Below are 24,336 nucleotides of genomic sequence, written 5' to 3'. Positions count from 1 at the left end.
CTGCGACGCACCATGCCTCGGCTCATAATCCTGCGCCTGCGACTCCGACTCGTCAGCAGGCTGACCACGATGCCGCCCCGCACCATCACTCGGATCCAGCGTCCGAGACTGCGCACTCTCGGATTCCGCGACATCGGACTGCGGCGCACGATGCTTCGGCTCGTAAGGCTGCGCCTGCTCCTGCGACTCGTCCGCAGGAAGACCACGGTGCTTCGGCTGGTACGCGTCGGGTCCGGCGTCGGACTCGTCCGCCGGGCGGCCGCGGTGCTTCGGTTCGGCCGTTTCGGGCTGCGAAACTCCTTGCTGCGGAGCAGCATGCTTCGGTTCGTAGGTTTCCGCCGGGGGCTGTGATTCCGCCGACTCACCACCGGACTGCTCAGCAACCCCCGATCGACTCATATCGACCGTCGGATCATCCTTCTCGGCAACAGGATTCGACGCAGACCCCGGCTCCGACTGCGGACCACCCGGCCACACCCTGGTCCGTGGATCCTCCCGCCGACCGAGATCGACCCTCGAATCATCCGCTTCGGCAACAGGACCCGACGACGACTGCTCACCACCTGGCCACACGGTGGTCCGCGGATCCTCCTGCCGCGGCTGCCCGAGCTGACGGTGAGCATCGCGCAGCGCCCGCTGGTATCGCTCCTCGGCCCGCTGACGCGGCGACCGGCCGCCCGTTCCGCGCTCCTCCGGTGCGGCGCCGGTCGGCCGGTCCGGGCCGAAGTCAGTGCGCCGGTGCGTAATTCGACCGTCGTCGAGGGTGGCGATCTCGATGTGGGTGACCACCACTCCCGGCCGCGCGAGCAGCGGGCGCAGCAGCGGGTACTCGGCCTCGAGCTGGGCGCGCACGTTCCCGGGCGTATGCCAGCCCACCACGACGATGCGCGGCGGCTCACCGGCCACGACACCGACGGTGTCGTCGATGCGACCCGCGCCCTCCTCGGCCAGCGCTTCGCGCTGCATGGCGCGGGCCAGCGCCTCGTCGAGCACCTCCACCTCGGACTCGGCGGCGAGGTAGCGCAGCGCGGCTCCGCGCAGTTCCTCGAGGCGTACGGCCTGCTCGGGATGCGCCCTCGTCAACCGGTCGATGGTGTTCGCCACCTGACCCGGGGCCGGGCCCAGCTCGTCGCGGGTGACCGGCAGGCCCGCCATCGCGGCGTCCCTTGCCGCGTCCGCCGCATTCAATTCCCGGACGGCGGCGGCATTCTCCGCCGCGAGCCGCTGGGTCACCCGGCGGGCGATCTCGACATCGGTCCTGCGCGAGGGTTCATCGGGATCGGGGGTCGGCGTCGGGGGCGGCCCCTGCGGGGGTACCCGGCCGCCGCCACCGTCGGCGGCGGGTTCCGGCCGCGTGGGTGCGCCCGAGCCCCCATCCCCGTGCGCGACCGTATCGTCGGCAGCGGAAGGCAGCGCGGCGGGCGGTTCGGTGGGACGGGTCGCGGCCAGCGCCGCGTCCACCCGCGCCAGCTCGGCGTCGGCGGCCTGCTGCCTGCGCGCGGCCGCGGCCAGATCGTCGAGCGCGGCGGCGCGCTCCTGCGGTTCGGTGGCGCGGTAGCGAGCCGTGGCCGCCTCGATCTCGGCACGGGCCGCGTCGAGTTGGCCGAGCGCGGCGCCACGCTCGCCGAGCAGTCGCGCGATCTCCAGCGGTCGACGCGCCTGCCGATCCAGTTCCGCGGCCCGATCGTTGAGCGCGGCCAGCATGTCGAGATCGGCGGCCCGCCCGTGTACCTCGGCGCGCAGTTCGGCCTGCACCTTCGCCAGTTGCCGCGGGGTGAGCCGTTCCTTCTGGTCGATCTTCCCGTCGCGATAGATCTCGTAGACCTTCTCGAAACGCTTGGCCTTGGCCGCTTTTTCCGCATCGGTATCGGACGGCTGAATCGGTTCGGGCAGATCGACACCGACGGTCCTGGTGAAATCCGGGTTCGGCGTCGGCCGCGGATCGGGCGCGGAGTTGTTCGCGCCGAGCATGCCGAATCCGTCGAGCACCCGGGCGCCGCGCAGTGCCTCGGCCAGCGACGCGAGATCGCCGACCACGTCGAGCAGGTGCGCGACGGCCTTGTCGTGTACCGGGAATTCGACATCGGCCAGGCGGGGGTCCACCGCGTCCGCGCCGCGCGACACCGGATCGAACGGGTCGAGCCGATTGACAGTGCGGTAGTACTCGGTGAGCGCATCGATGAGGTTCTCGCGCTCGGCCGGTCTGCGCGCGAGCTTGGCGATCGCCTTGTTCAGCCGCTTCGGATCGGTGCCGGTCCGGTCGGGGCGGTACTTCTTCTCGTCGTTGCGGTAGTTGCGCGGGAAGAGATCCCGGGGGAAACGGCCGCGCCGCCTGCCCACCCCGAGCCGTTCGGCGAGCCGATCCCGCGCTGCGTCGACCACATCGGAATCGATGCCACGCATGAGCGTCGCGTAGGCGACGAGGTCCTCGACGGCCTGATGCCTGCGGGCCGAGCCGATCTTGTCCAGCACGAAAGCCTGGGCAAGCCGCTCGGGTGTCAACTGGCCGGGCTCGAGCTTCAGCCGGTCGGCCAGCTGCGCGCGGGCGTCGCCGATGGTGTGGAAGTCATCGATATCCCATGCGGTGCGGCCGTAGTCGATGAGCGCTTCGATCTGGCTGGCCCTGATCTTGTTCTCCGCGCGGATCTGTTCCATCCGGTCGGACAGCACCTGCGGGTTGTCGAGATCGGACTCCGGGACGCCCAGACGATGCGCGAGTTCCTTACGCGCGGCCTCGATTTCAGTGCGAGACAGCCCTTCCAGTTCGGGCTTCGGCCGCGGGCCCTCTCCTTCGGTCGTCGGCGCCACCTCGACGACCGGGCGCCACTGTCCGTCCTCGTCGAGCAGGAAGGTCATGTCCAGCCTGCGACCGTCCACCAGCTCAGCGGCGTGCCGCACCCGCACGGGCTCGCTGTCATCGACCCGAATGGTGCCGTCGGGCGCGATCTCCGCTGCCCGGAACACCACGTCCACCTGACCGTCGTTGACGACCTCGGCGATATTCGGGAACGCGCGCAGCGCCGAGGCGAGCACATGGGCGTGGTCGAGGTGACCGTCGACCACCATCAGTCGGATCGGCCCGCCGTCGACACCGGGCAGCAGCCCGAGGCCGTCGGCATCCGGAATGAGGAAACCGCCGTCGGAGACGATCGAGGACCGCAGGGCCAGGTCGGTCACCAGCCGGGTGAGTTCATCGGCGTCGCCATCGGCACGCACGAATTCGCTGGCCAGTTCGGCGAATCGGGCGATGTCGTCGGTACGGGCATACACGGTGGCGAGGGCGTCGGCGAGCGCGCCGCGCGGATGCGCGTCGAGATAGTGGAGGTCGACCTGCAGGAGCTGGGCCCAGACGGCGCGCTCGTCCTTGATCTGATCGCGGCGCAGCGCGTTCACGAAGTAGCCCGGCTTGCCCTGGTCGATGCCGGGCTGGTCGGTGTAGCTGAGATCGCCCCAGTCGCGACCGGGCTCACCGCCGTTGTTGACCCCCTGCCAGTCCAGCAGCGTCGTCGGCCGGTCGTCGGCGTGCACGATCTCACGCAGGAAGCGCGTCATCGGGTCGTTGTCGAAGAAGCTGACTTCCTGGCTGAACGGGATGTGCCGGTTCTCCGAGTCGTAGCGCACGGCGGACTCGGCGAGCCCGGCGAGCGCACCGATCCGCCTGGCCTGCTGATACTGCAGGATTCGCACCGCGTGCAGGGCCGCTTCGCCGTCCAGGCCGGGATCGAGGCGAAGACCCATGTCACGGGCGGCTGCCACGAGCCGGTCCGCCAGCTCGCGGCGGCGGTCGGCGGCCCCCGCCAGCTCGTTCAGCAGATCGGCGAAGGTGCCGGTGGCTTCGGTGTTCGCCACCGGGATCTGCGGGTCGGGCTGCGGGAGCTCGTTGGTGGCAGCCTGCTGGGACTCGGGCGAACTCGCCTGCTGCGCCGCGTCGTCGCGCCGTCGCATCTCATCGATGCCGACACCGTGTTCCTTGCGCACCGCTTCGGCATCGGTGTCGTCGATCCAGGGCCGGTATTCGGTGCCGTCCATATCGCGGATCGGCTGGAATTCGGCGGCGCGGTCGGGAACGCGGCTGGTCAGGCGGTTCAGAATCGGGACGTACTCGCGGCTCTTCCACATCGTCGCGCCCTCTTTGAGGATGCGCGCCGGGTTGAACTTGATCTGGAGCACATCGCCGTGCCCGCTGTCCTTGGTGAGCGGCAGACCCACCGAGTACCCGAGCACCGATTGCCCGGCGCCGTCCAGGCTGGAGCCGGAGGGGTACTTCGGGTTGTAGCCCTGGAAACCGTCGCGGTAGGCGGTGTTCGCGAGGAACTTCGACTTGGGCTTGTCGATGGAGCCGGGCGGCTTCTGCGCCGCGTGCGGAGTCTCGACCTCCTTCGGGTTCGTCGCCTGCGGCGCGGTCTCCGATTCCTGTGCGGGCGAATTCTCCTGGCGCAGTACTGGATTCCAGGCGCCCGCGCCATTGTCGGTCAGATCCAGTCGGAAGGTCAGTCCCTCGAACTCGAACAGATGCTCGCGCCGGGCCGCCGGACGCGGCGCGGGATGTCCCTTGCCTTCGTTGGGCTCATCGGGCAACGGCGCGGGGGTGGGCGGCTGGTTCGGCGGCTTCCCCTGCCCACCATCGGCATTCGGGTCCATCGGGAACTCGGGCGCTTCGTAGCTCGCCGGTCCACCACGCTCGGGCCTGCCGTCGGGCCCGAGCCGGATGTCGTCGGCCTCGGCGCCGTCCCGCTCGACCCGATGCATCGCCGATTCGACTTCGGCGCTCGCCTTGCGACCGAACGGCAGTCGGCCCTTCATGCGGCCGAACATGCCCTTGGGCGGCGAGGTCTCGCCGAGATCGGCGGTTCCGTCGGTGAGCTTCTTGGCGATCCTTTCCGCCAGCCGGTCCGGGTTGGTATCGGTCATGCCCTGGAAATACTGGGCCAGCACGTCGGAGGCGAGGCCGTTCCGTGTCGGCGGCGGCACGCGCCAGCCGCCTTGGCCGTTGTTCTCGAGGTAGATCCACACCAGCACAGGGCCGAACGTCAGTTTCTTGCTGCGGAACCGCGGACTCGGTAGCGCATCGACCGGTTTCTGCGGCGGCTGCGGAATCTGGCGCGTGTGCAAGCGGTACGCCACCGCGGCGGGATCGGTCTCACGAAGGCGCGGATTGTTCTGCGCCGCACGGAATCCGATCTCCACCAGATCGTGCCGGAGTTCGGTCGGCCGCCAGGCCGTGCGGTTCTGCGCTCGGAATGCGAACCGGGTTTCCTGCTCGAGGTAGAACGCGTCCTCGCCCAACCGGAGGAACCAGTCGCCGAACCCCTCGTCGATCCTGCCGTCGGCCCGGAACGCCAGGTACTCCGAGAGCATCGACGCGACGGCGTTTTCCAGGGAGGGGCTGCGGAAGGGCCCCTCGACGATGTGGCGGAGAAGGTCGGTCGTCGACGGCTCGCCGGCGGGACCCGGCTCGACCTTCCGGTACCGAACACGGTGCCCGTCCCACAGGGCGTTCTGCAACGCAGGATCGTCGCGCCCCACCGCGCGCAGCGCGTCGAGGTGCCCGCCGTCGCGCGCGATCACCAGCAACTCGGGCGTGCTCGATTCCGGCTTGAACCGCAGCACGTTCGGGCTCAGCGGCTCACCATCGGGGCGCGAACGCAGTTCGTCCTCGATGACGCGCCGCACCAGATCGTCGGCGTCGGACTGGGCGATCGGGCCCGAATCCGCATCCGGCTGGGAGTCGACATCGGACTGGGAAACCGAGCTCGAATCCGCATCCGACTGAGCGTCGGCGTCGGACTGCGCAACCGGACTCGAATCCGCATCCGGCTGGGAGTCGACATCGGACTGGGATACCGAGCTCGAATCCGCATCCGGCTGAGCGTCGGCCGCGGTGTCGGACCTGAACGCGGGCAATCCCCAATGCAGTCTGCCTCGTTCGCCGGGATCGGCCGAGCGAGCGATGTCGAAGGTGACCTCGGCGTGCTCCGCGCCCACATTGTCGACGTATTTGCGGACAGCGGCGAGCCCGGCCTCCTCGGCGACCCACGCGGGCGGGCGGGCCTCGGGATCGCGTGACTGCCTGCGCTCGGCTTTGCGATACGCCTTGTCGTAGGCGTCGGTGTAGGCGGTTTCCGCCGCCCCGCGCGGGATGAATCGGCCGTCGGCCCGCATCTCGGGGAATCGCCGGATCTCGTCGGCGAGGGTGCGGCTGAGCCGGTCCCGTGCCTCCGGGCCTTCTCGATCGGGTGCGGGCACACCTTGTTCAGCGGAGGCGACATCGGCGTCCAGACCGCGGGCGCGATCCCACTCCGCCCCGGCGTACCGGCTCGGAGACAAACCGTCGATGCGGCCGCCCAGCGCATCGAGATTCGCACGGACCGCCCGCAAGCCGGCACGATATGCGGCCGCCCAGAGCATGTCGTAGCTGATCGCGTCGTTCTTGTAGAGGATCGGCGCGACGATCTTCGACGCGGCCGAGTACGCCTCGGCGAAAGCCCATTCCAGATCGTCTTCGATCAACCGCCCGTCCTCGCGCGGCCGCTTCGCACGGTAAGGCCGCGTGCCATCGTCGAGATCTCTCATACGGCGATGGTGGTATTCCATCGCGTACGCTTCGGCCAGTCGGTCCAAGGTCGCGGCGATGTACTCGTCGCGATGCCTCGTCAGCCGTTCCTGTTGCGCGTCGACACCGAGCGCGCGCTGTTCGGCCGCGACCGCCGCGCGGATCAGAGCACCGATCTGCCCGTGCTGCGAATCGCCGACCTGGATCACCGCGCTGGTGGTGAGCGGCTCGTAACCGAGTGACCGTGCGTCGTCGTCGGCATCCGGGCGACGGACCGAAAGAGCCAGATCGTCGGTGAATCGAATGCCAACACCGTGCCGCACCAGTGTTCGGAGGACCCACGGTGCGATTCGATCTGCTTGGCTGACAAGCTTTCCGACCAGAGAATCGTGGCGGCTGCGCGTCAACTGATCGAGGCCGGATCCGGCCGGGTCGTCGGGATAGGGTGAGGTGCCGTCGACCGCCGACTCGGGAGAGTCCGCCTGCTCGGGCCGCACGAACACCGAACCCGAGTCGTCGACCTGAATGCTCGGGCGGCGCACCGTCGTGCCGTCGGTGGTCCCCGGCCGCAGTATATCGCGGCCGACCGCGTCGGCGATCTCGCCCTCGAGCCGTGCCAGCTCACCGTCCAACCGCGCGTGCCACCGCGACAGGTCGACGAGCACGGCGTCGGCGATATCGAGGTCGGCGAGACCGGGCCGTCGGCTCGCGACGCGGCGCAATTCGGCGATGATCGCTTCCCGATCGGAACCGAGATCGACAGTGTCGGAAATCTGCAAACTCCGCCGGAGCCGCCCGGCGGTCCGATCGAAATCGAACCGAATCCGCGCCTGTTCCCGCCGGATGTCCGCGTGCTCGCGGATCAAGCCCTCGACCTGACGCGCCGCGTCCGGAGTGGACGGCACATATCCGTCCGTACCATCCGGAATGACGTTGCGCTGCAGATCATCCCATTCACGACCGGCGCTGTCCCGGAGAGTCGCGCCGCCGGGAGCGAAGTCCGGCGAGTCGAACAGATCGGTCGCCAGCAGTTTCTCGATGCCCGCCTCTCGCCCGATCTCACGCAGCTGCGTCTCGGTGAGGCCGTCGTCACCTCGCCTGGCGGAGTCGATGGCGGCATCGTGCGCGGCCAGGTACTGCTGCTCCAGCGCCGTCCGATAGTTGCGCGCAGGCAACGACTCGGACGGATCTGCTTCCGGGGTACCGAAATCCTGGTGGAAGAGGGCCTGCCTGCCGAGCGCGTCCGCCTCGGCGCGCAGCCGAGCCTCGACATAGGCCTCGCGGTCCATCGCCCGGATACGCGACGGCATCACCTCGAGCCGACCCGCACGCACCGCATCCGCCAACGCCGCCGCCCGCACCACCGCGGCCGCCTGCGCCTGCTGACCACGATCGCGCGCACCGACGACGACATCCATCGTCAGCCCACCGAAGGCATCGGCACTGCCCGGCTGGCTACCGTCGAAACGCACGCCCGCGCGCATGTCCGCCAGCAGTTCGATGGACGCACGGCCGGTTTCGCTCCCACTGAGCACATCCCAGACCTCGGCGAACCCACGATCCGGCGACCCGACGAGCCACCGGTTCAGCCCGTCGGGTGCAGGGCGCGTGGCCACCGAAACCGAGGGCGGGGCAGCAGCGGAGCTCGCGCTGTCCGGCACGGCAGCGTTGTCGTCCAGCTCGGGCGACAGCGGGCTGTCGGCGTCGCGGCCGAGCGTGTCCTCAGGCAGCGAGCCGTCGCCTATTTCGGCGGTCCCGTCGATAAGTCTCTGAGCGATCTTTTCCACCAACCGATCCGGATCGGAATCGGTCATGCCCTGGAAATACCTGGCCAGCACGTCGGTGCCGCCGCCGCGCCCGGTCAGCGGCACCCGCCAGCCGCCCTTGCCGTCGTTCTCCAGGTAGATGTCCACCCGGACCGGGCCGACCTCTACCAACCTGTTGATGAACTGCGGGCTCGGCAACGGTTCGCGCACCTGCTCGAGCAGCTGCGGAATCTGCCGCGTGTGCAGGCGGTAGGCCACTGCGGCGGGATCGGTCTCCGGCAATCGTGGATTGTTCTGCGCCGCACGGAATCCCACCTTGACCAAATCGGGCTTCAGGCGCACCGGCGTCGATACCCACCGATTCTCCATCCGGAACGCGAGCCGGGCCTCGTTCTGGAGGTGGAACCCTTCCTCCCCCAGCCGGGTGATCCAGTCGACGAACCCCTCCCTGATCCTGCCCTCGGCCCGGAACCGCAGGTACTCCGACAGGAATGTGTCGACGGCGTCGGCCAGCGAGGGGTTGCGGCGCGGTCCCTCGGCCACATCGCGGGAGAGCACGACCGTGGACGGGTTGCCCTCAGGCCCCGGCGCGACTTCCAGGTATCGAATATGGTGCCCGTCCCACAGGGCGTCGCGCAGCGCCGGGTGGTCGCGGCTCACCTGGTCCAGTGCATCGAGGTGCCCGCCCTTCGGTGCGATCACCAGCAACTCGGTCGTGCCCGACTCCGACTGGAACCGCAGCACATTCGGGCTCAACTGTTCACCGTCGGCGCGCTCGGCCAGCTTGTCGTCGAGGACACGCCGCACCAGGTCGTCGGCGACCGGTTCCGCCTGCTGCGCTGAATCCGGCTCGGGTACATCGGCAGTGGGGTCGATGCGCGGCGAGCCCCAGTACAGACCGTCCTGTTCGATCGAGTCAGCCGAACGGACGACGTCGAAGGCGATCTCGGCGCGCTGGGCGCCCACCTTCTCCACGTACTTGCGAACGGCGGCGAGACCGGCCGCCTCGGCGACCGTCTGCGGCGAACGCGCCTGGGGATCGCTCGCGAGGGCGCGCTCGGCCTTGCGATGCGCCTCGTCATAGGCCGCCGTGTACGCGGTCTCGGCCGGGCCGTATGGGATGTAGTGACCCTCGGCCCGTTTCTCCGGGAATCCCCGGATCTCGTCGACGTATCGGCGGGCCTGCTGGTCGAGCGCCTGCGGGCTGTCGTCGGCGACCGGCGCGAGCTCCGCTTCGCCCTCGGGCGCGAGATCGGGTCGAAGTCCACGGGCCCGGTCCCACTCCGCCCCGGCATATTCGGCGGGAGTCAGCCCGTCGATGCGCAATCCAGATGCCTCGATGGCCGCGCGGACGGCCCGCAGACCCGCGCGGTAGGCGGCGGCGTCCAGCATGTCCCGGCCCACCGCGCTGTTCTTGCCGTAGATCTGCTCGGCGATCTTCCTCGCCTCGGTGAACGCGTCGAGAAACGCCAGTTCCAGTGGATCGTCGATGTGCCGCCCGCCCTTACGGCGCGTCGGACGGGAGTAGTAGTCCGCTTCGCCGGCAATGGCGGCGGCGACCCGCCGGTACTGGAAGTCCATCGCGTACGCGGCGGCCATGCGGTCCAACTCGGCCGCGATGTAGTCGTTTCGGTGCAGCGACAACCGGTCCGGCGCCCGATCCGCGCCACGGGCATGCAATCCGGCCGCGACCGCGGCGCGTACCAGCGCCGCCACCTGAGTCGGCGCGCCGTCGTAGTACTGGAGGACAACGGTATTCGTCGCCCGATCGTGGACCGGCACCGGTTCGTCCCCGTCCGACCGCGCGATCATCGCGGCGGGATCATCGGTGTAGCGGATCTGCACACCATGCCGTGCCAGAGCGGCTGCCGCCCACTCGCCGATCTGCCCGGCGCCGCGCCGCAGATCGAACAACAACCTTTTGTTGCGCGGGGCGGTGAGGTTCTCCAGCCCGTCCGGTTTGGCGGCATCGGGGTCGACCGGCACGGTCCGCTGTCCGGACTCGGCAGTTTCCGGTGTGCTCGCGTCCGGTCGGCGCACGAACACCGCACCCGATTCGTCGAGATGGACACGGGGACGTCGGACCCCCTGGCCGCCGTCCTGGGTAGGTTGCGGCAGGTCGCGACCGATGGCGTCGGCGATCTCGCCCTCCAGCCGTGCCCGCTCGTCGTCCAACCGGGCATGCCACTGGGATAGGTCGGTGAGCAACGCGTTGACGACGAAACCGTCGCCGCCGAGCGCTTGCTTCTGCGCGATGCTCCGCAGTTCGGCGATGATCGATGCCTGATCGGATCCGAGATCGAAGTCGTCGGGAATCTGCATATACCGGCGGCGCTGCTCGACCGTCTGATCGAAGGAGAACTGGACGAGCGCCTGCGCTCGCCGGACGTCCGCGTGCTCGCGGATCAGGCCCTCGACCCGGCGCGCTGCCTCCGGGGTGGACGGCACATACTCGTCCGTCCCTTCGGGAACGACGATGCGTTGCACGGCATCCCACTCACCACCGGCGATGTCACCGAGACGCACGCCGCTGTCGGTGAGATACGGCGAGTCGAACAAGTCGGTCGCCAGCAGCGCCTTGACGCCTGCCTCGCGAGCGATCGCCCGGTGCCGCTCCACGTCCAGATCTCCGCTGGGCCGCCGGGCGGCGGCGAGGGCGGAGTCGTACGCGGCCAGATATCGCTGCTCCAACTCCCTCCGGTAGTTGCGGTCCACCAGTGATTCGGATGGGCCGACTTCGGGAGTGCCGAAATCCCGGTGGAACAGCGCCTGCCTGCCGAATGCGTCGGCCTCGGCGCGCAGCCGGGTGGCGATATAGGCCTCCCGCTTCATCGCCCGGATACGCGATGGCGTCACCTCGAGCTGCCCGGTGCGCACCGCGGCCGCCAACGCCGCCGCCCGCACCACCGCCGCGGCCTGCGCCTGCTGGCCGCGATCGCGCGCACCGACGACGATGTCCATCGTCGCACCATCGAAGCTGTCGGCACTGCCCGGCCGCCCGCCGTCGAAACGCACGCCCGCACGCATTTCGGCGAGCAGTTCGATTGCTGCACGGCCTGTTTCGCTGCCGCGGAGCACCTCCAAGACCTCGGCGTACCGACGATCCGGGACGGTGGCGCGCCACGAGCTCAGTCCATCGGGCTCGGAGTGCGCGGCCACGGGGACCGACGGAGAAGCGTCGGCAGCCTCGGCGACGATGTCATCCGCCGCGGAGTCGGCGGGGCTCGCGCCGTCCGGAACGGACCCGTCGCCGAGCGGCTCGGGTGTCCTGCTCGCACGTGGGTTGCCCCAGTGCGCGTCGTCGGAGTCGTCCGTGCGAGCGGCCCGCACGACGTCGACGATCAGCTCGGCGTTGTCGATTCCCACCTTGTCGACGTGGCGGCGGATCGCAAGCTCTCCGGCCTCTCTGGCGACCGATTCCGGTGGCCGCGAGGACTTCTTGCGTACCAGTGCCCGCTCGGCTTTGCGGTGCGCGCGGTCGTAGGCGTCGGAGTACACCTCTTCCATCGGGCTGCGTGGGATGCCCGAGCCCTCGCCGTCGGCACGCAGTTCACGCACCTGCTCGAGCTCCGCCACCAGGGCGTGGATGCGCCGCCTCGGCGGGGCGGGTGCGTCCGTCTCGGCGAGCGGCACGGCCGGGCCAGGGGTGATGCCGTGCGCGCGATACCACTGATCGGAGAACCGCTGGGTGAAGTTCCGGCCGTCGACTTCGGGCACCAGCTCGTCGAGGTTGTCGCGCACCGCCCGGACGGCGGCTCGATGGGAGGCGGCATCGAGCAGCTGGCCGGTGATCGCCGGGTCATTGCGGTAGGCCTTGGCGAGGACATCGCCTGCCCGATCGAACGCCCGGAGGTAGGCCTTCGCCAACGAACCGGCCATGGACCCGATCATGTTCCCATCGGTGAACTGGTGGTTCGCCGCGAATCCCAGCGCCGCGGCGTCGGCCTGGTGATCCAGCATCAGGTCGATGTACTCCGTGCGCGACATGCGGAGTTGCGGTATCGGCCCGTGGGGCGACGTGGCATGCAGCTCGGCGAGGCGGGCGGCGCGGACCAGCGCGACGGCCCGCTGGCGCGGATTGTCGCTTTCGCGCAGAACCACCGTGTTCGTCGACGGGTCGTAGGATTCCTCCAGCCCCACCTCCACGTGGTCCCGGCTGGCGGAATACGAGCGCGGTTCGGAGGTGTAGAGCACCCGCACACCGTGGCGCCGCAGCATCTGGGCCGCCCATCGACCGATGTCGTGGCGGTGATCCCCGAGCACCGCGGCGACCCGATCCGAGGCCTTCGCCACCAGATCCGCCAATTCCGTTGGCGCGGCGTCGTCCTCGAGACGAACTGCGCGCGCATCCGAGTCCGAAGGTGGCGGCGGCAGGTCCACATCCGCGTGGGCGTCGCCGTCGCTGCCGAGGAACACGACGCCGCCCTCGGTCACGTGGAGCGTGATCGGCTCCTCGGCGCCGAGATCTCGCCGGACCGCCGCGGCGAGGTCGTCGCCGAGCGCGCGGCGCCGCTCGGTCAGTTCGCCATGGCGTGCGGTCAGTTCGGCGAGCACGGCCAGGTCGATGTGGGCACCGATCTTGCGCGGGCCATCGGGCCCATGCAACTGCGCCGACACGTCCTGCCGATCGAGCGTGTCCGCGTCCCCGCGCAGCCGCGAGACATCGCCCAATCGCCCGGCCACGCGATCCCAATCCGCCTCGACCCGGGCGAGTTCGCGTTCGACGGCTGCGCGCTTCCTGCCGATATCCTCCAGTGCCCGCGCCGCGTCCCGCGTGGTCGGCGCGTATTCGCGCAGCCCGTCCGGTGCAGTGATGCGGTGCTGGGCGTCCCAGAACTCGGCCGCGGCATCCCGGTGGGCGCGTGCGGGTCCGGAACCGTCCGGTGCGTCGAATTCGCCGCTCGCCAGCAGTGCGTCGACGCCGACCTGCCGCGCTCGTTCGAGCAGAGCAGGATCGATCTCCGAATCAGGCTGTCGCGCGGCGATTTCGGCATCGAAGGCGGACAGGTAGGTCGCCTCCAGCCGCTGCCGCGCGGCCGGGTCGGTGACCGGATCGGCCGCGGTGTCGTATCCGGCCAGCTCGAGTTCACGATGGAACTCGGCCTGCCTGCCCAGTGCCAGCGCTTCGGCGCGGACGCGCGCGGCGATGAAGTCGGACCGATCCTGGGCGCGCACGCGCGAGGGCGTGACCTCCAGCAGACCGGTCCGCACGGCGTCGGCGAGCGTCGCTGCGCGGACGACGGCGGCGGCCTGGGCGGGATGGCTGCGATCCCGCGCCCCGACCGACACCTCCATCGTCCTGCCGTCGAACACGTCGACGGATCCGTCCGCGTCGAAACGCACGTCGGCGTTCAGGTCGCGCAACGCCGCCGCCGCATCGCGACCGACGGCACTGAACCCGAGCACCCCTTGTACATCGTTCTCACCGGGAAGACCTGGGCGCAATGTCCACGAATCTCGCAGTGCCCCATTAATTTCCGCCTGGTGATCAGCGTCGTGGCGGAACTCCGGACGGCCCGCGGGCGGGGTGGAGTGCTGGTCGTCCGAGGCGGCGGCGGGCCCGCCGTGCGCTTCCCGCCACGCCTGATCGTAGAACTCGGCGTTGGTCGGATCGGAGCCCGCGGGGCGATGCGCCGCTACGTGCGGGCGCAGCGCGTCGAAACCGGCCTGGTTCGCGATCCGATCCAATTCGTCGGCGGGGCCGCCGATCTCGTTCGCCGCGTCCTCGCGCGCCTTACGGTAGGCATCGAGGTAGACGTGATCGGTCGCGGTGAGTTCCACCGCGCCACGCAACTGCACGGCCGCGACGATCTCCCAGACGCGGGCCGAGGTCTCCTCGTCGATCTTGCGATCGACGTAATCCTGTCGCTCCGAACGCATCCGGTCACGGGCGTCGACCGCGGCATCCTGCCTGCCCGCGAACTCGGCGTGCATCGCGCCGCTCACGATCGCGCGCATGTGCTCACCGTCGGTGGCGCCCGCGTCGATGGCCAGCACCCGCCGCGAGGGGTAGTACCGCACCGGACCGCCGGAACTGTGCTCGATCGTGACGCCGTGACGACGCAGGGTTTCCAGCGCCCACCCGCCGACCGCGCTGTTCGACAGCGCCGCCAGGATCGGCTCGAGTCGCTGCCTCGTCGCGGCGGCGGCCAGATCCGGTTCCTCGACGACCCTGTCGGAGGATTCGAACACCCGCGGATCTATCGAGTCGACCGTGCGTGCTCGGACCTGGCCGAATTCATCGACGCCGAGCGAGATGTGCTCGAATTCGACCGGACCGCCGCGCATGAGCGCGCGAACCCGTGGATCGGCCGCCGCGGCATTGCGAAGGGCCTGGTGCTGGAAGGACTCACCGGCGATGACGATCCGGTTCGGCCTGCCGGGAGCATGGACGTAGTGGTCGCCGAGCGGGCGCGCGCCGGGAGCATGGGCGGCCAGCACTTCGCGGGCGGCCAACGCGGTCACGCGATCGGCCTGCTGGTCGAAGTCCGTCTGCGCGTTCTCCCGCCGCACCGTCAGATCGGTCAGGGAAAGCAGATCGTGCGCGGTGCGCCGCAGCTCGGCCAACCGCTCGGGCGTGATCGATGGATCGGCCATCTCGTCGCGAACCGGCCCGAGACGCGCGGTGAGCTCCCGGTACAACGAGTCGGCGTCGAGGTGCGCGGCGATACCGTATTCGCCCGCCCTGCTGTTCAGTTCGTCGGTGATGTCGACCAGATCGCGCTGCGCCCGGCCGCGGTCCACCGCACCAGCCCGCAAGGCCGCGGCCGCCTCCGGTGACGGTTCCCGCGTGATCTGCGCGTCGTAGAACCCGGCGTGATCGGTACGGGCGCTGTCCCATTCGGCACCGTAGTACTCGGCATAGTTCCTGCCGTTCGGCCAGACATGGGTTCTGATCTCGTCGATCAACGCCTCGGCCGCGCGGTCGTGCGCTCGACGCAGGCCGTCGGCATCGACGGATTGCGCTGTGCCGCTGTCCGATGCGAGCGCCGCGTCGAATGCCGCGTCGTAGATGTCTTCGAGGTAGTGCCGGTCGCCGAAGTATCCACCGAGCTGTTCGTCGGCGCGGAACTCGCGGGCGAGCTGGATCCACCGCGCTACCGCCGCCGCCTCCTCGGCGACCATGGTGCGGATGAACGTCGCACGGTCCATGCCGAGATGGCCGGACTCGCCGCGTACATACCGCTCGGCGTGCACCGACTCGTGCGCCAACGACAAGGCCTGACGCACCTGATCACGGGTGCCGGTGTACACCGTGGCCGTCAACGAGTCGGCGGCGAACCCACCGCTGCGCCGATCCGCGGCCGCCCGTTCGTATTGCACCCGTATCGACGAATCGTCCAGCACTCGAAGCACATCCGCGCCGGTCTCCGTTCCGCGCAACAACGCTCGCACCTGATCGGCGTGCGAGTCGAGCGAGCGGCCGATACGCACCGGCGAATCCGCCGTCGGCAGATACCCGGCGCCCTTTCCCCGGATGGGATGCACAGGGTTGCCCTGTGAATCGAGGATGATGGCGTACGTACCGTGCAACTCCCGCGGAATCGATGGCGGGAAGCCGTGCTCCTCCTCCTTGCCGGGATCCCGAACGGTCAAACCGTCGGTCCCCGGTCCGAGCGCATAGGCGTGGGCACCGACACCGAATTCGTCCAGGGGACCGGAATACTCGTCGATGACCAGCGCCCAGCCCCCTTCCGGGATCGCCCGGCGGATCGCGTCATGATCGGCGTAGGACCGCAGCTGGCCACCCGCGGCTTCCTGCACCTCCGCCCGCGACATGCCATCGAGCCCGACCGGACCGTTCGGCGGCTCGATCGTCGTGCTGCCGGTCATCCGCTTGATCAGGCGCAGCGCGAGTTCGGCGCAGCGGCCGCGGTTCGCCTCGGAGGTGTGCGGGGCGCCGACATCGGAATGCTCGACGAACTGCGCATCATCGGCGTCCTGATAGACGTCGGCGACATCCGGCGAGTCGTCATCCGAATGCTCGACGAACTCCGCGTCATCGGCGTCCTGATAGACGTCGGCGACATCCGGCGAGTCGTCATCCGAATGCTCGACGAACTCCGCATCATCGACATGCTGGTGGATATCGGTATCGGGGAGGGCGGTCGCGACCGTGCCGTCGGCAACCACGCCGTTCGCGTCGTTCCAATCCCTGGTGTAGACGCCGACGTAGTCGGTGATCCCACCGTCGTAAGTCTCGAGATACGTCCGGATCGCTGCCGCACCGAAGTCGAGCGCCGGGTCCCGCATCGGATCATCGAGGCGCCGCGGCCGCGACAACTCGGTCATCCGATTCAGGGCCCGACGCGCCATCCCGGGACGTGCGGCATCGCTCGCGCCTTCCAGATCGCCGACCGGAACGACGTGTCCACCGGCCCGCAACTGTTTGACGAACTCTGCCTCCAGCGCGTGCGCGCGGCTCTCCTGCCGGACCATCGCGTCGACGTAGTCGCCACGCTGCGTCGTCAACGGATGCGGTGACAATCCCTCCGCGGCATCACGCAAGTGGGCGGCGGCGTGCACCATGTCGATGGCCTGCCGGACCTCCGAGGTCCCGTAGCCGAGAACGAGCGTCCTACGCTCCGGGTAATAGCGCGGCTCGACGTCCAGTTCGTGCACCACGCGAACGTTGTTGCGCCGAAGCATGTCATCGGCCCACGCGCCGATCTCGCTGCTCTCCAGCAGATGCCGGACCCGCGCGATCCGATCCGCCGACATCTCGCCCGCGGAATCACCCGGCATCCCCACCGATACGGCGGGCTCGTCCTCGGAAGTCCAATTCAACGCTTCATCGACGACGTCGGGACCTGCGTCGCGACGAAGCGATGTCACCTCGACATTCGCGTCCGGCCCCGGCTCTCCGACCTCGATCAGCCGCAGATCCAGATCGGGATGACGCAGCGCGGCCTCGAGATCCGGGCGGCCCGCCAATGCCCCCGCGAGCGCGGCGCCGTGCTCGCGCTCGAGCGCGACGACGACCACCCGAGGCGGCTCTCCCGCGACCAGCGCGACGTGCGGGGTGATCGTCTCCGCCCCGTCGAGTCCGGTCTCCTCGAGTTCGGACGCGAGCACATCCCTGGCCACCGCGGCATTCGCGGCGGTGTCGGCACGGTTGATCAACTCACCCTGCAGGTGATACTGATCGCCGAGATCGGACAACAATCGAAGCTTCAGTTCACGTCCGAGCAGCTCGGCGCGCCGTCGCTCCCTCGCCGCGTCGGGCAGCATGTCCCGGCCGACATCGGCTCGATCCACACCGAGCCGTGCGGCCAGCTCGGCCAATTCCCGCTCGTTCGCCTCGCGCAGCCTCGGCAGCGTCTCCGCGCGCAGTTCCGGGTCGATGGTCTCGACGGTGTTGATGTAGAGACTGCTTGCGAGATCGTTGATCTGCCCCGCCAGCTCCATCCGACGCCGTTGGGCGACGACCCGCCGTGTCGCGTTCTCGGAGACCTCCGCCTCCACTTCGAGCGAACTCCACCCGTGCACATCGGACCCGCCGGTCATGACGTCGTCCCATGCGGCGCCGTAGTACTCGACGTAGTTGTTGCCATCCGCCCACCGATAGGTGGCGATGTACTCCGCGATGGCGGCCGCGCCTGCTTCCCGTGCGCGGGTCAGGATCTCCTCGTCGGTGAGGCCGAGGCCGGCGCGCGACGCCTGCGCTGCCCTGGCGTCGTAGGCCGCGAGGTAGCGCTCGGCGGGCCGGATATCGTCGTCGACTGCGTAACCGAGCGTGCGTAGTTCGCGAGCGAACTCGAACTCCCGTCCGGCCGCGAGGGCTTCCTCGCGGACCATCGACGCGATGTACTCGTCCCGGCCCAGCATGCGAATCCGATTCAACCGGTTGCTGGTTTCGCCGTCCCACGCCATCTGCGCGTGTACGCCTTCGTGCACCAGCGTCAGCGCCTGACGAAGGAGATCCCGTTCAGTGGCGCGGACTTCGGCGACAACCGATTCCGAGTCGTACGTGCCATCGGCGAACTCGCTGGTCATCTGGTGCCTGAAATCGACCGCGATGTCGCCGTCCCCCAGTACGGCGAGGATTTCTCTGCCTACTCTGGTCAGCTCCAGCAGCGAAGTGACCTGATCGGAGTGTGCGCCGAGCGAAAGGCCGATGCGCACTGGCAGATCCACGGCCGGGTGGAGGCCGGATCCGTCTGTCGCGATGGGGTGCACCGGAACGCCGCAGTCGTCGAACAGGATCATATGGGTCGAGCCGATATCGGAAGGCAGCCTCGGCGGGTAACCCCGCACGGTGCTCGCGCCCGCGTCGTACACCACGACGCCGTCCTTCTCGCGCCTGAGCACATAGGCATGAGCACCGACACCGTGCTCATCCACCGGACCGGTATAGGCATCGACCACCAAGGCCGAAGACCCCTCCGGCATGTCCAGCAGCGCCCGCGCGATCTCGTCGTGATCGGACACCGTGCGCAGCTGCCCACCCGCCGCGGCCTGCACCTCGGCCGCGGTCATTCCGGCCGGCCCGACAGCCCCTGACGGCAGCCTGATCACCGAACTGCCGGTCAATGCCTTGATCAACCGCAACGACAGCTCCGCGCAACGACCACGATTGCGCTCTGCCACCGCACGCGACGCGGACTCCGGCGACCGCCCACTGGCGGAACCCGAGTCATCTCGCTGCGGGGGTGCGTCGGCCAGCTGGGCGATGGTGGCGGCGAAATCACGGGTTTCCGCGCGCAGCCTGGTCAACGTTTCGGCGACGCCGCGATCGGTGGCGAGATCGACGGCGGACACTTCGAGCGCACCGGCCCAGTGGGCGAGTTCCGCGGCGCTCAGGTCCAGGTCGGCGGAGTCGATCGGGGACCGGATCGCGAGGGCGAGAGCCTCGATCGCGCCTGCGCGCAACAGTGTTCGAGCCTGCTGCTCGGCAATCGCCGCCTCGAGCAGTGCCTGAAGCGGCGCGTCGAGGGGCACATTCATCTGACGAAGCAGCCACGCCTGCGTCAATTCGGGCGGCAATGGTCGCGGTACAAAGGTTTCCGGTGATGGTGACGCGACATCGGGTCGCGATCCCGGATCCGGCGACATTTGCGGCGACGGCGCGACCCGCTGTGCCAGATCTGCCAGTGCCCGCAACGGATCCGCGGCATTGGACAGCGAATCCCCCAGCCCGAGACGGGTGGACAGATCGTTGACGTAAGCGCGCTCGGGGTCGGTCAGCGGATCCGGGCTCTGTCGCTCGGGTGTCCGCGTTTCGTCGAGGTGGCGCCGCAGCGCGGCCATCGGATCGGCGGGATCGCTCGTGCCCGCTCGCGGCGGCATCTGCCGATCGAGATCGTCGTTCTGCGCGCCGCTTCCGGCCGCGAGCCCATGCCTGCCTTCGTCGCCGAGCGGACGTGTGGCGATGCCGTTCTTGTTGTAGAAGATGCCCCAGGTGGCCTTCGCGTTCGGCACCTTGGTGGGATCGAACTCGAACGGGTCCGGTTGCCGGAGCGGGTCATACACCATGACCTTTTCGGTGTCGGCGTCCCAGTACATGGTGAACGCGTGCGCGCCCGGTTCGCCGTCGGGGACGCTACCGCGCTGCTGATTGATGACGATCACGGCGGACTTGCCGCGCATGTACCGCAGCGCGTCGGCGATCGCGTGCTGCCCCGTCCGCTTGCGTCCGGGCCCCAGCAGGTTCAATGCGGCGAGGCGCCCTCGCCTCCACAACGGAGTCAGCTGGGCATCGGCATGCCGCTCCATATCGCGCCAGTCCATGCCGTCCGGGCCGACACTGTCCGGCGCCGGAACAGTGATGGCGGGGTTGCCGGTGACCTGGGCCGCCTTCCACAGCGCCTGTGGTCCGCAGCCATTCTCGGTCACGTCCGGACGTGGCGAATTCGGTTGCGACGGATCGACATCCGGCAGGTACGGTGCCGTCCCCGCCCCGTTGGACTCGATATCGGACACCCGGTACATGGTGTCGACCGGAACCCCTCGCGGCGGCCTCGATCCCTGGGGTTCCGGCGCGTTCCACTGGTGGTAGAGCCCGTTGGTCTCATCGGGCACGAACACTCGCACGTCGTCGCCGAAGTGCTTCGACGGTAGAATCGGATCTCCCGGCGTGCCGACCAGCGCGATATCGCCGACCAGGCCCGACAACCGGCCCTTGCGGCCCGCGGCCGCCGCGACGTCGACACCGTAGCCGCCCGCGATGATCCTGACGGACGGCTTGTCCCCCGCCACCGCCCTGGTCGCGTCGAGGATCGCGATATCGCGCCGCAGCAGCTCCGCCGCCTTCTTCGCACGCCAGTTCACCATCGCCGATGCCCGACCCGGTGTGTCGTAACCGAGCCAGGCAATGGATGCCAGCGAGTCTCCCGCGCGCAGGCGGCCCGTGGCCGCGGCGTGCCTGGCGGCGGTGTCCTGGAGGACTGCGCCGAGATCCGCCACAGTCGCGTCCCTGCCCTGCACATGCAACGACACCAGCGTCGCCGTGTCCGGGTTGCCGAACGCGACGAGCGCCCTGCCCTTTCCACCGAAGGCACTCGGATCGTAGGCGAGCACGCGCACCGGCAGGTTCGGATCGATCCGCGCGGCCCGCAGTTGTGCCTGCCGCAAGTCGGCGACCGTGCGCCTCAGGTTGCGCAGTCGCTCACGTTCCTGGCGGTTCAGGCTGTCGCGTGCGCTGAGATCCGCGATATCCTGGGCGATCTGCAACCGGTTGGCGGTGTCGGCGGAATGCGAGTCGATGCCGGGTGCTCTGCCGATCACATCCGGATACGCACGAATCAGGGCGGCCCGTTCGGCGTCGGTCAGCGCGTTCCACCGCCGGGAGTTCTTGTCCGCCTGCGCCGCGGCATCGTCGTCGGTGGCGGGATTGGCGTCGGAATCGCCGAGCAGCAGATCCTGCGCACGCAGACCCGGCTCCATCCGATTCAGGATGGCGTCGGCCTCGTCGATCTCCGCGCGGGTCGCCTCGCGGCTGTCGTCGGGTAGGACACGCCGCGGGTCACGGGTGTTGGTGTTGTCGGAGTCCGCGTCAGAATCGTTGTCTGCGTCGGGATCTGTGTCGGCGTCAGGATCCGGATCCGCGTCGGGATCCGTGTCGGCGTCGGCGTCAGGGTCCGTGTCCGCATCGGAGTCTGCGTCTGGATCGGTATCGAGGTCGGCGTCGGCATCCGAATCGGCATCGGCATCTGCATCTGCATCAGCGTCCGTGTCGGCATCGGCATCGGCGTCCGTGTCGGCATCGGCATCGGCATCGGCGTCCGTGTCGACATCGAGGTCGGTGTCGACGTCCGTATCCGTGTCCGTGTCCGTGTCCGCGCCGGAGTCTGCGTCTGGATCGGTATCAGTATCGGAGTCGGCATCCGAATCGGCATCCGCGTCATCGGCGGTATTCGCATCGGGATTGGCGCCCGCATCGGCATCGGTGTCCGCGCCAGCGTCGAGTGCGGCGGCCGCATTGGCGGCGGAGTCCGCGCCAGCGTCGAGTGCGGCGGCCGCATTGGCGGCGGAGTCCGCGACAGGCACACTGTCGGGATCGAGATCCGGATCCAGATCGGGGTCGCGGTCGGGGTTCGGCCGCGTATCGGGGGCGGCATTCGAACTCGTGTCGGGCTCGGCAGCCGCCCGATCGCCGTCGGTGGTCGGGCGTGAACTGCTCGGGGCGGGTCCCGGTCGGCCGGGCGATGCGGGCGGCAGCGGGGGCAGCGCGAGGGCAGCCGGGGCCGGGTCCACGGCGTTAGCGTCGTCCTGATCGGCCGCGTCGTCCGTATCTCGCTGTCGAGAAATCGAATCCGCCGTGCCGTCCGGCGGTGTCGGCGCCGGGTCGGGCGAAACCAGGTCGGCAGGGCCGACCTGCACCTGCTGCTGATCGACGCTCGACGCGGCGGCCTCCGCGTCCGCCTCCGATCGGGACTGCGGCGCTTCGGAATCCGTGATTCGCGCCTGAACCGGTCCGGCCTGGTCCGTCGACGCGCCGGGAACACCGGCCGCCCGGGCCGGGCCCGCGCCGACCTCCGGCGAGCCCTCGCCGGTCGGCGCCGCGCCGACCGTATCGGGCGGGACGGCGCGCGTAGTGCCATCCAGCGCGGTGGAGTTCCCTTGTGCATGGGCGGGCCGGGAAGCACCCGACGCGGGGGCGCTACCGGACTGCGGCACCGGAGCAGCGGACGAGGTGGGCGACGAGGACGCCAGCGACGATGCGCCGGGGGCGACGTTCGAGGCCGTCGGCCCGGCGACAGCGGGCGTCGAACCGGAAACGGCCGCACCGGGGGCACCGGCAACCGCCGGCGCACCGGGCGTGCCCACCCCGACCGATCCGGCGTTCACGGGAGTGACGCCAGGCGTCTGCGCCGCGGGCGACGCTCCGCCGACAGCGGCCCCGGTCGTACCGGTACCGGACATGGGCGTCCCCGAATCGGTGACGCCGGCAGCCGAAGTTTCCCGGGTGGAGCCGTCGGCTACGCGGTGGCCATCCGCAGCTGAATTACCGTCCGGCGCAATCGAATCCGAACCAACAGAGGCGGGCTGACCCGTGTGCGCGGCGGTATCCGCGCCCGTATGTGCCGAGCCCCCGCCCGCTTGTGCGGAATCGGTGCCAACTTGCGCGGATTCTCCGCTCGGCGCGACCGAATGCGCGCCCGCTGCGGGGGCGCTGCTGTTCTGTACGGCGGAATCACCGGTCGAGGTGTTCGCATCACCCTCGTTGGCACCGGAATTCGCATTGCCTTGACCGGAAGTGGCCGGGGCAGCGCTCTGCTGGCTCGCCGCCGAGTCACCACCGGCCTCGCTCGAGCCCACCGGTCCGGCATCGGAAGTACCTGCGTTTCCGGCATATTGGCTGGTGTCGGCCGACGCCGGTGTGGTGTTCGGAGTTCCAGCACCACTACCGCCATTGGCATTGGCTCCGGCGCCATTCGCTCCGGCGCCGTTGGTCCCAGCTCCATTCGCCCCGCCGCCGTTCGTTCCACCACCGTCGGCACCGGCACCGTTGACGTCCGGTGCGGGAACCGGGGACGTACCGTCAGGTCCGGAGCCGGGCAGGGTGCCAACCCGGACCGGCTCCTGGTTGAAGTTGATCGGCCCGTTGTGCTGGGTCTGGCCCCTGGCACCATGAATACCGCTCGGCCCCGCACCGGAGAGCGCGCCACCGACGAATGAACGCGGATCCCAGTTCCCTGTCGCCAACGCCGCGACAAAAGCGCCGGCAAGACCCGCACCCGTACCAACGATCGACCCGCCGATGAACCCACGGACGCCGTTGTTGTTCATCAGACTGGGCGCGATCCGGCCCATCGCGCGGTTCAATCCGAAACCCGCACCACCACCGCCACCACCGGCCAGCGCGGAGACCCAGGCGTTCTCCCAGATCGCGCCCGTATCCCAGCCCTGGCTGTTCAGACCCTCGGCGATGACGATGCCCTGCACCGCCACCTCTTGCGCGGTGCCCTGGAAGACCTCGACGATCGCTTCCTGGACGATCTCGTAGACGACCTTCGTCACCACTCGCTTCGCCGCATCCGACAAGAAAGTCCTGGCGAGCATGCTGGCGATCCGACCCTCCAACCACCGCGCCATCTGCTGGAACACAAGCCGCGTCGCCGCGATCGCCCCGGCCTCGGCAAGCGGCGCCGCTGGGCCGCTGAAAAGCGCCAAAGCCATCTCGGCAGCCAACCAACCGAGAGAAATGATCGCGTTCAGGTGATTCGCATGAACCGCACCGGCGAAATCGTCGACCGAAATCGCCAGATCCTTGAACGAGTTGCCCATCAACTCGATCGAACCGTGCTCGGGCTTCCCGCCTTTGGGTGTGTCGTCATGAATCACCGCCCGCAACGAATCGGCGACCTGCTGCCCACCATCACCCAGCGGATACGCGTTGACCACCGCCGCCGCGGCGGTATCCGCCTCCGCTATCGCCTCATTGAGGATCTCATCAGCGATATCTCGCAGCGCCGCGGAAATCTTGACCACGTCGTCGGGATCGACGCGCGTGATCTCCGAACCCGCTACCCACTCGAGCCAAGCGAGCTCCGGCGGGATCGTCCAATAACCCAT

The 24,336-nt window shown here is 69.3% G+C and carries 1 protein-coding gene (running past one end of the window); it reads right to left on the bottom strand.

Going from position 1 to position 24,336, the window contains the following annotated elements; translation table 11 throughout:
• Positions 1-24,336, bottom strand: partial view of a hypothetical protein gene (locus tag AC3ERS_RS05355; protein WP_431964074.1) — the 5' portion only. 20,682 nt of this gene lie to the left of the window's left edge; only the first 24,336 of its 45,018 coding nucleotides appear in the window; its start codon is at positions 24,334-24,336; its stop codon lies beyond the left edge, outside the window.

The sequence above is a fragment of the Nocardia sp. bgisy134 genome (genome assembly GCF_057708325.1).
The sequence above is the reverse complement of the archived record's forward strand: the minus strand, read 5'-3'. Positions and strand labels throughout refer to the sequence as shown.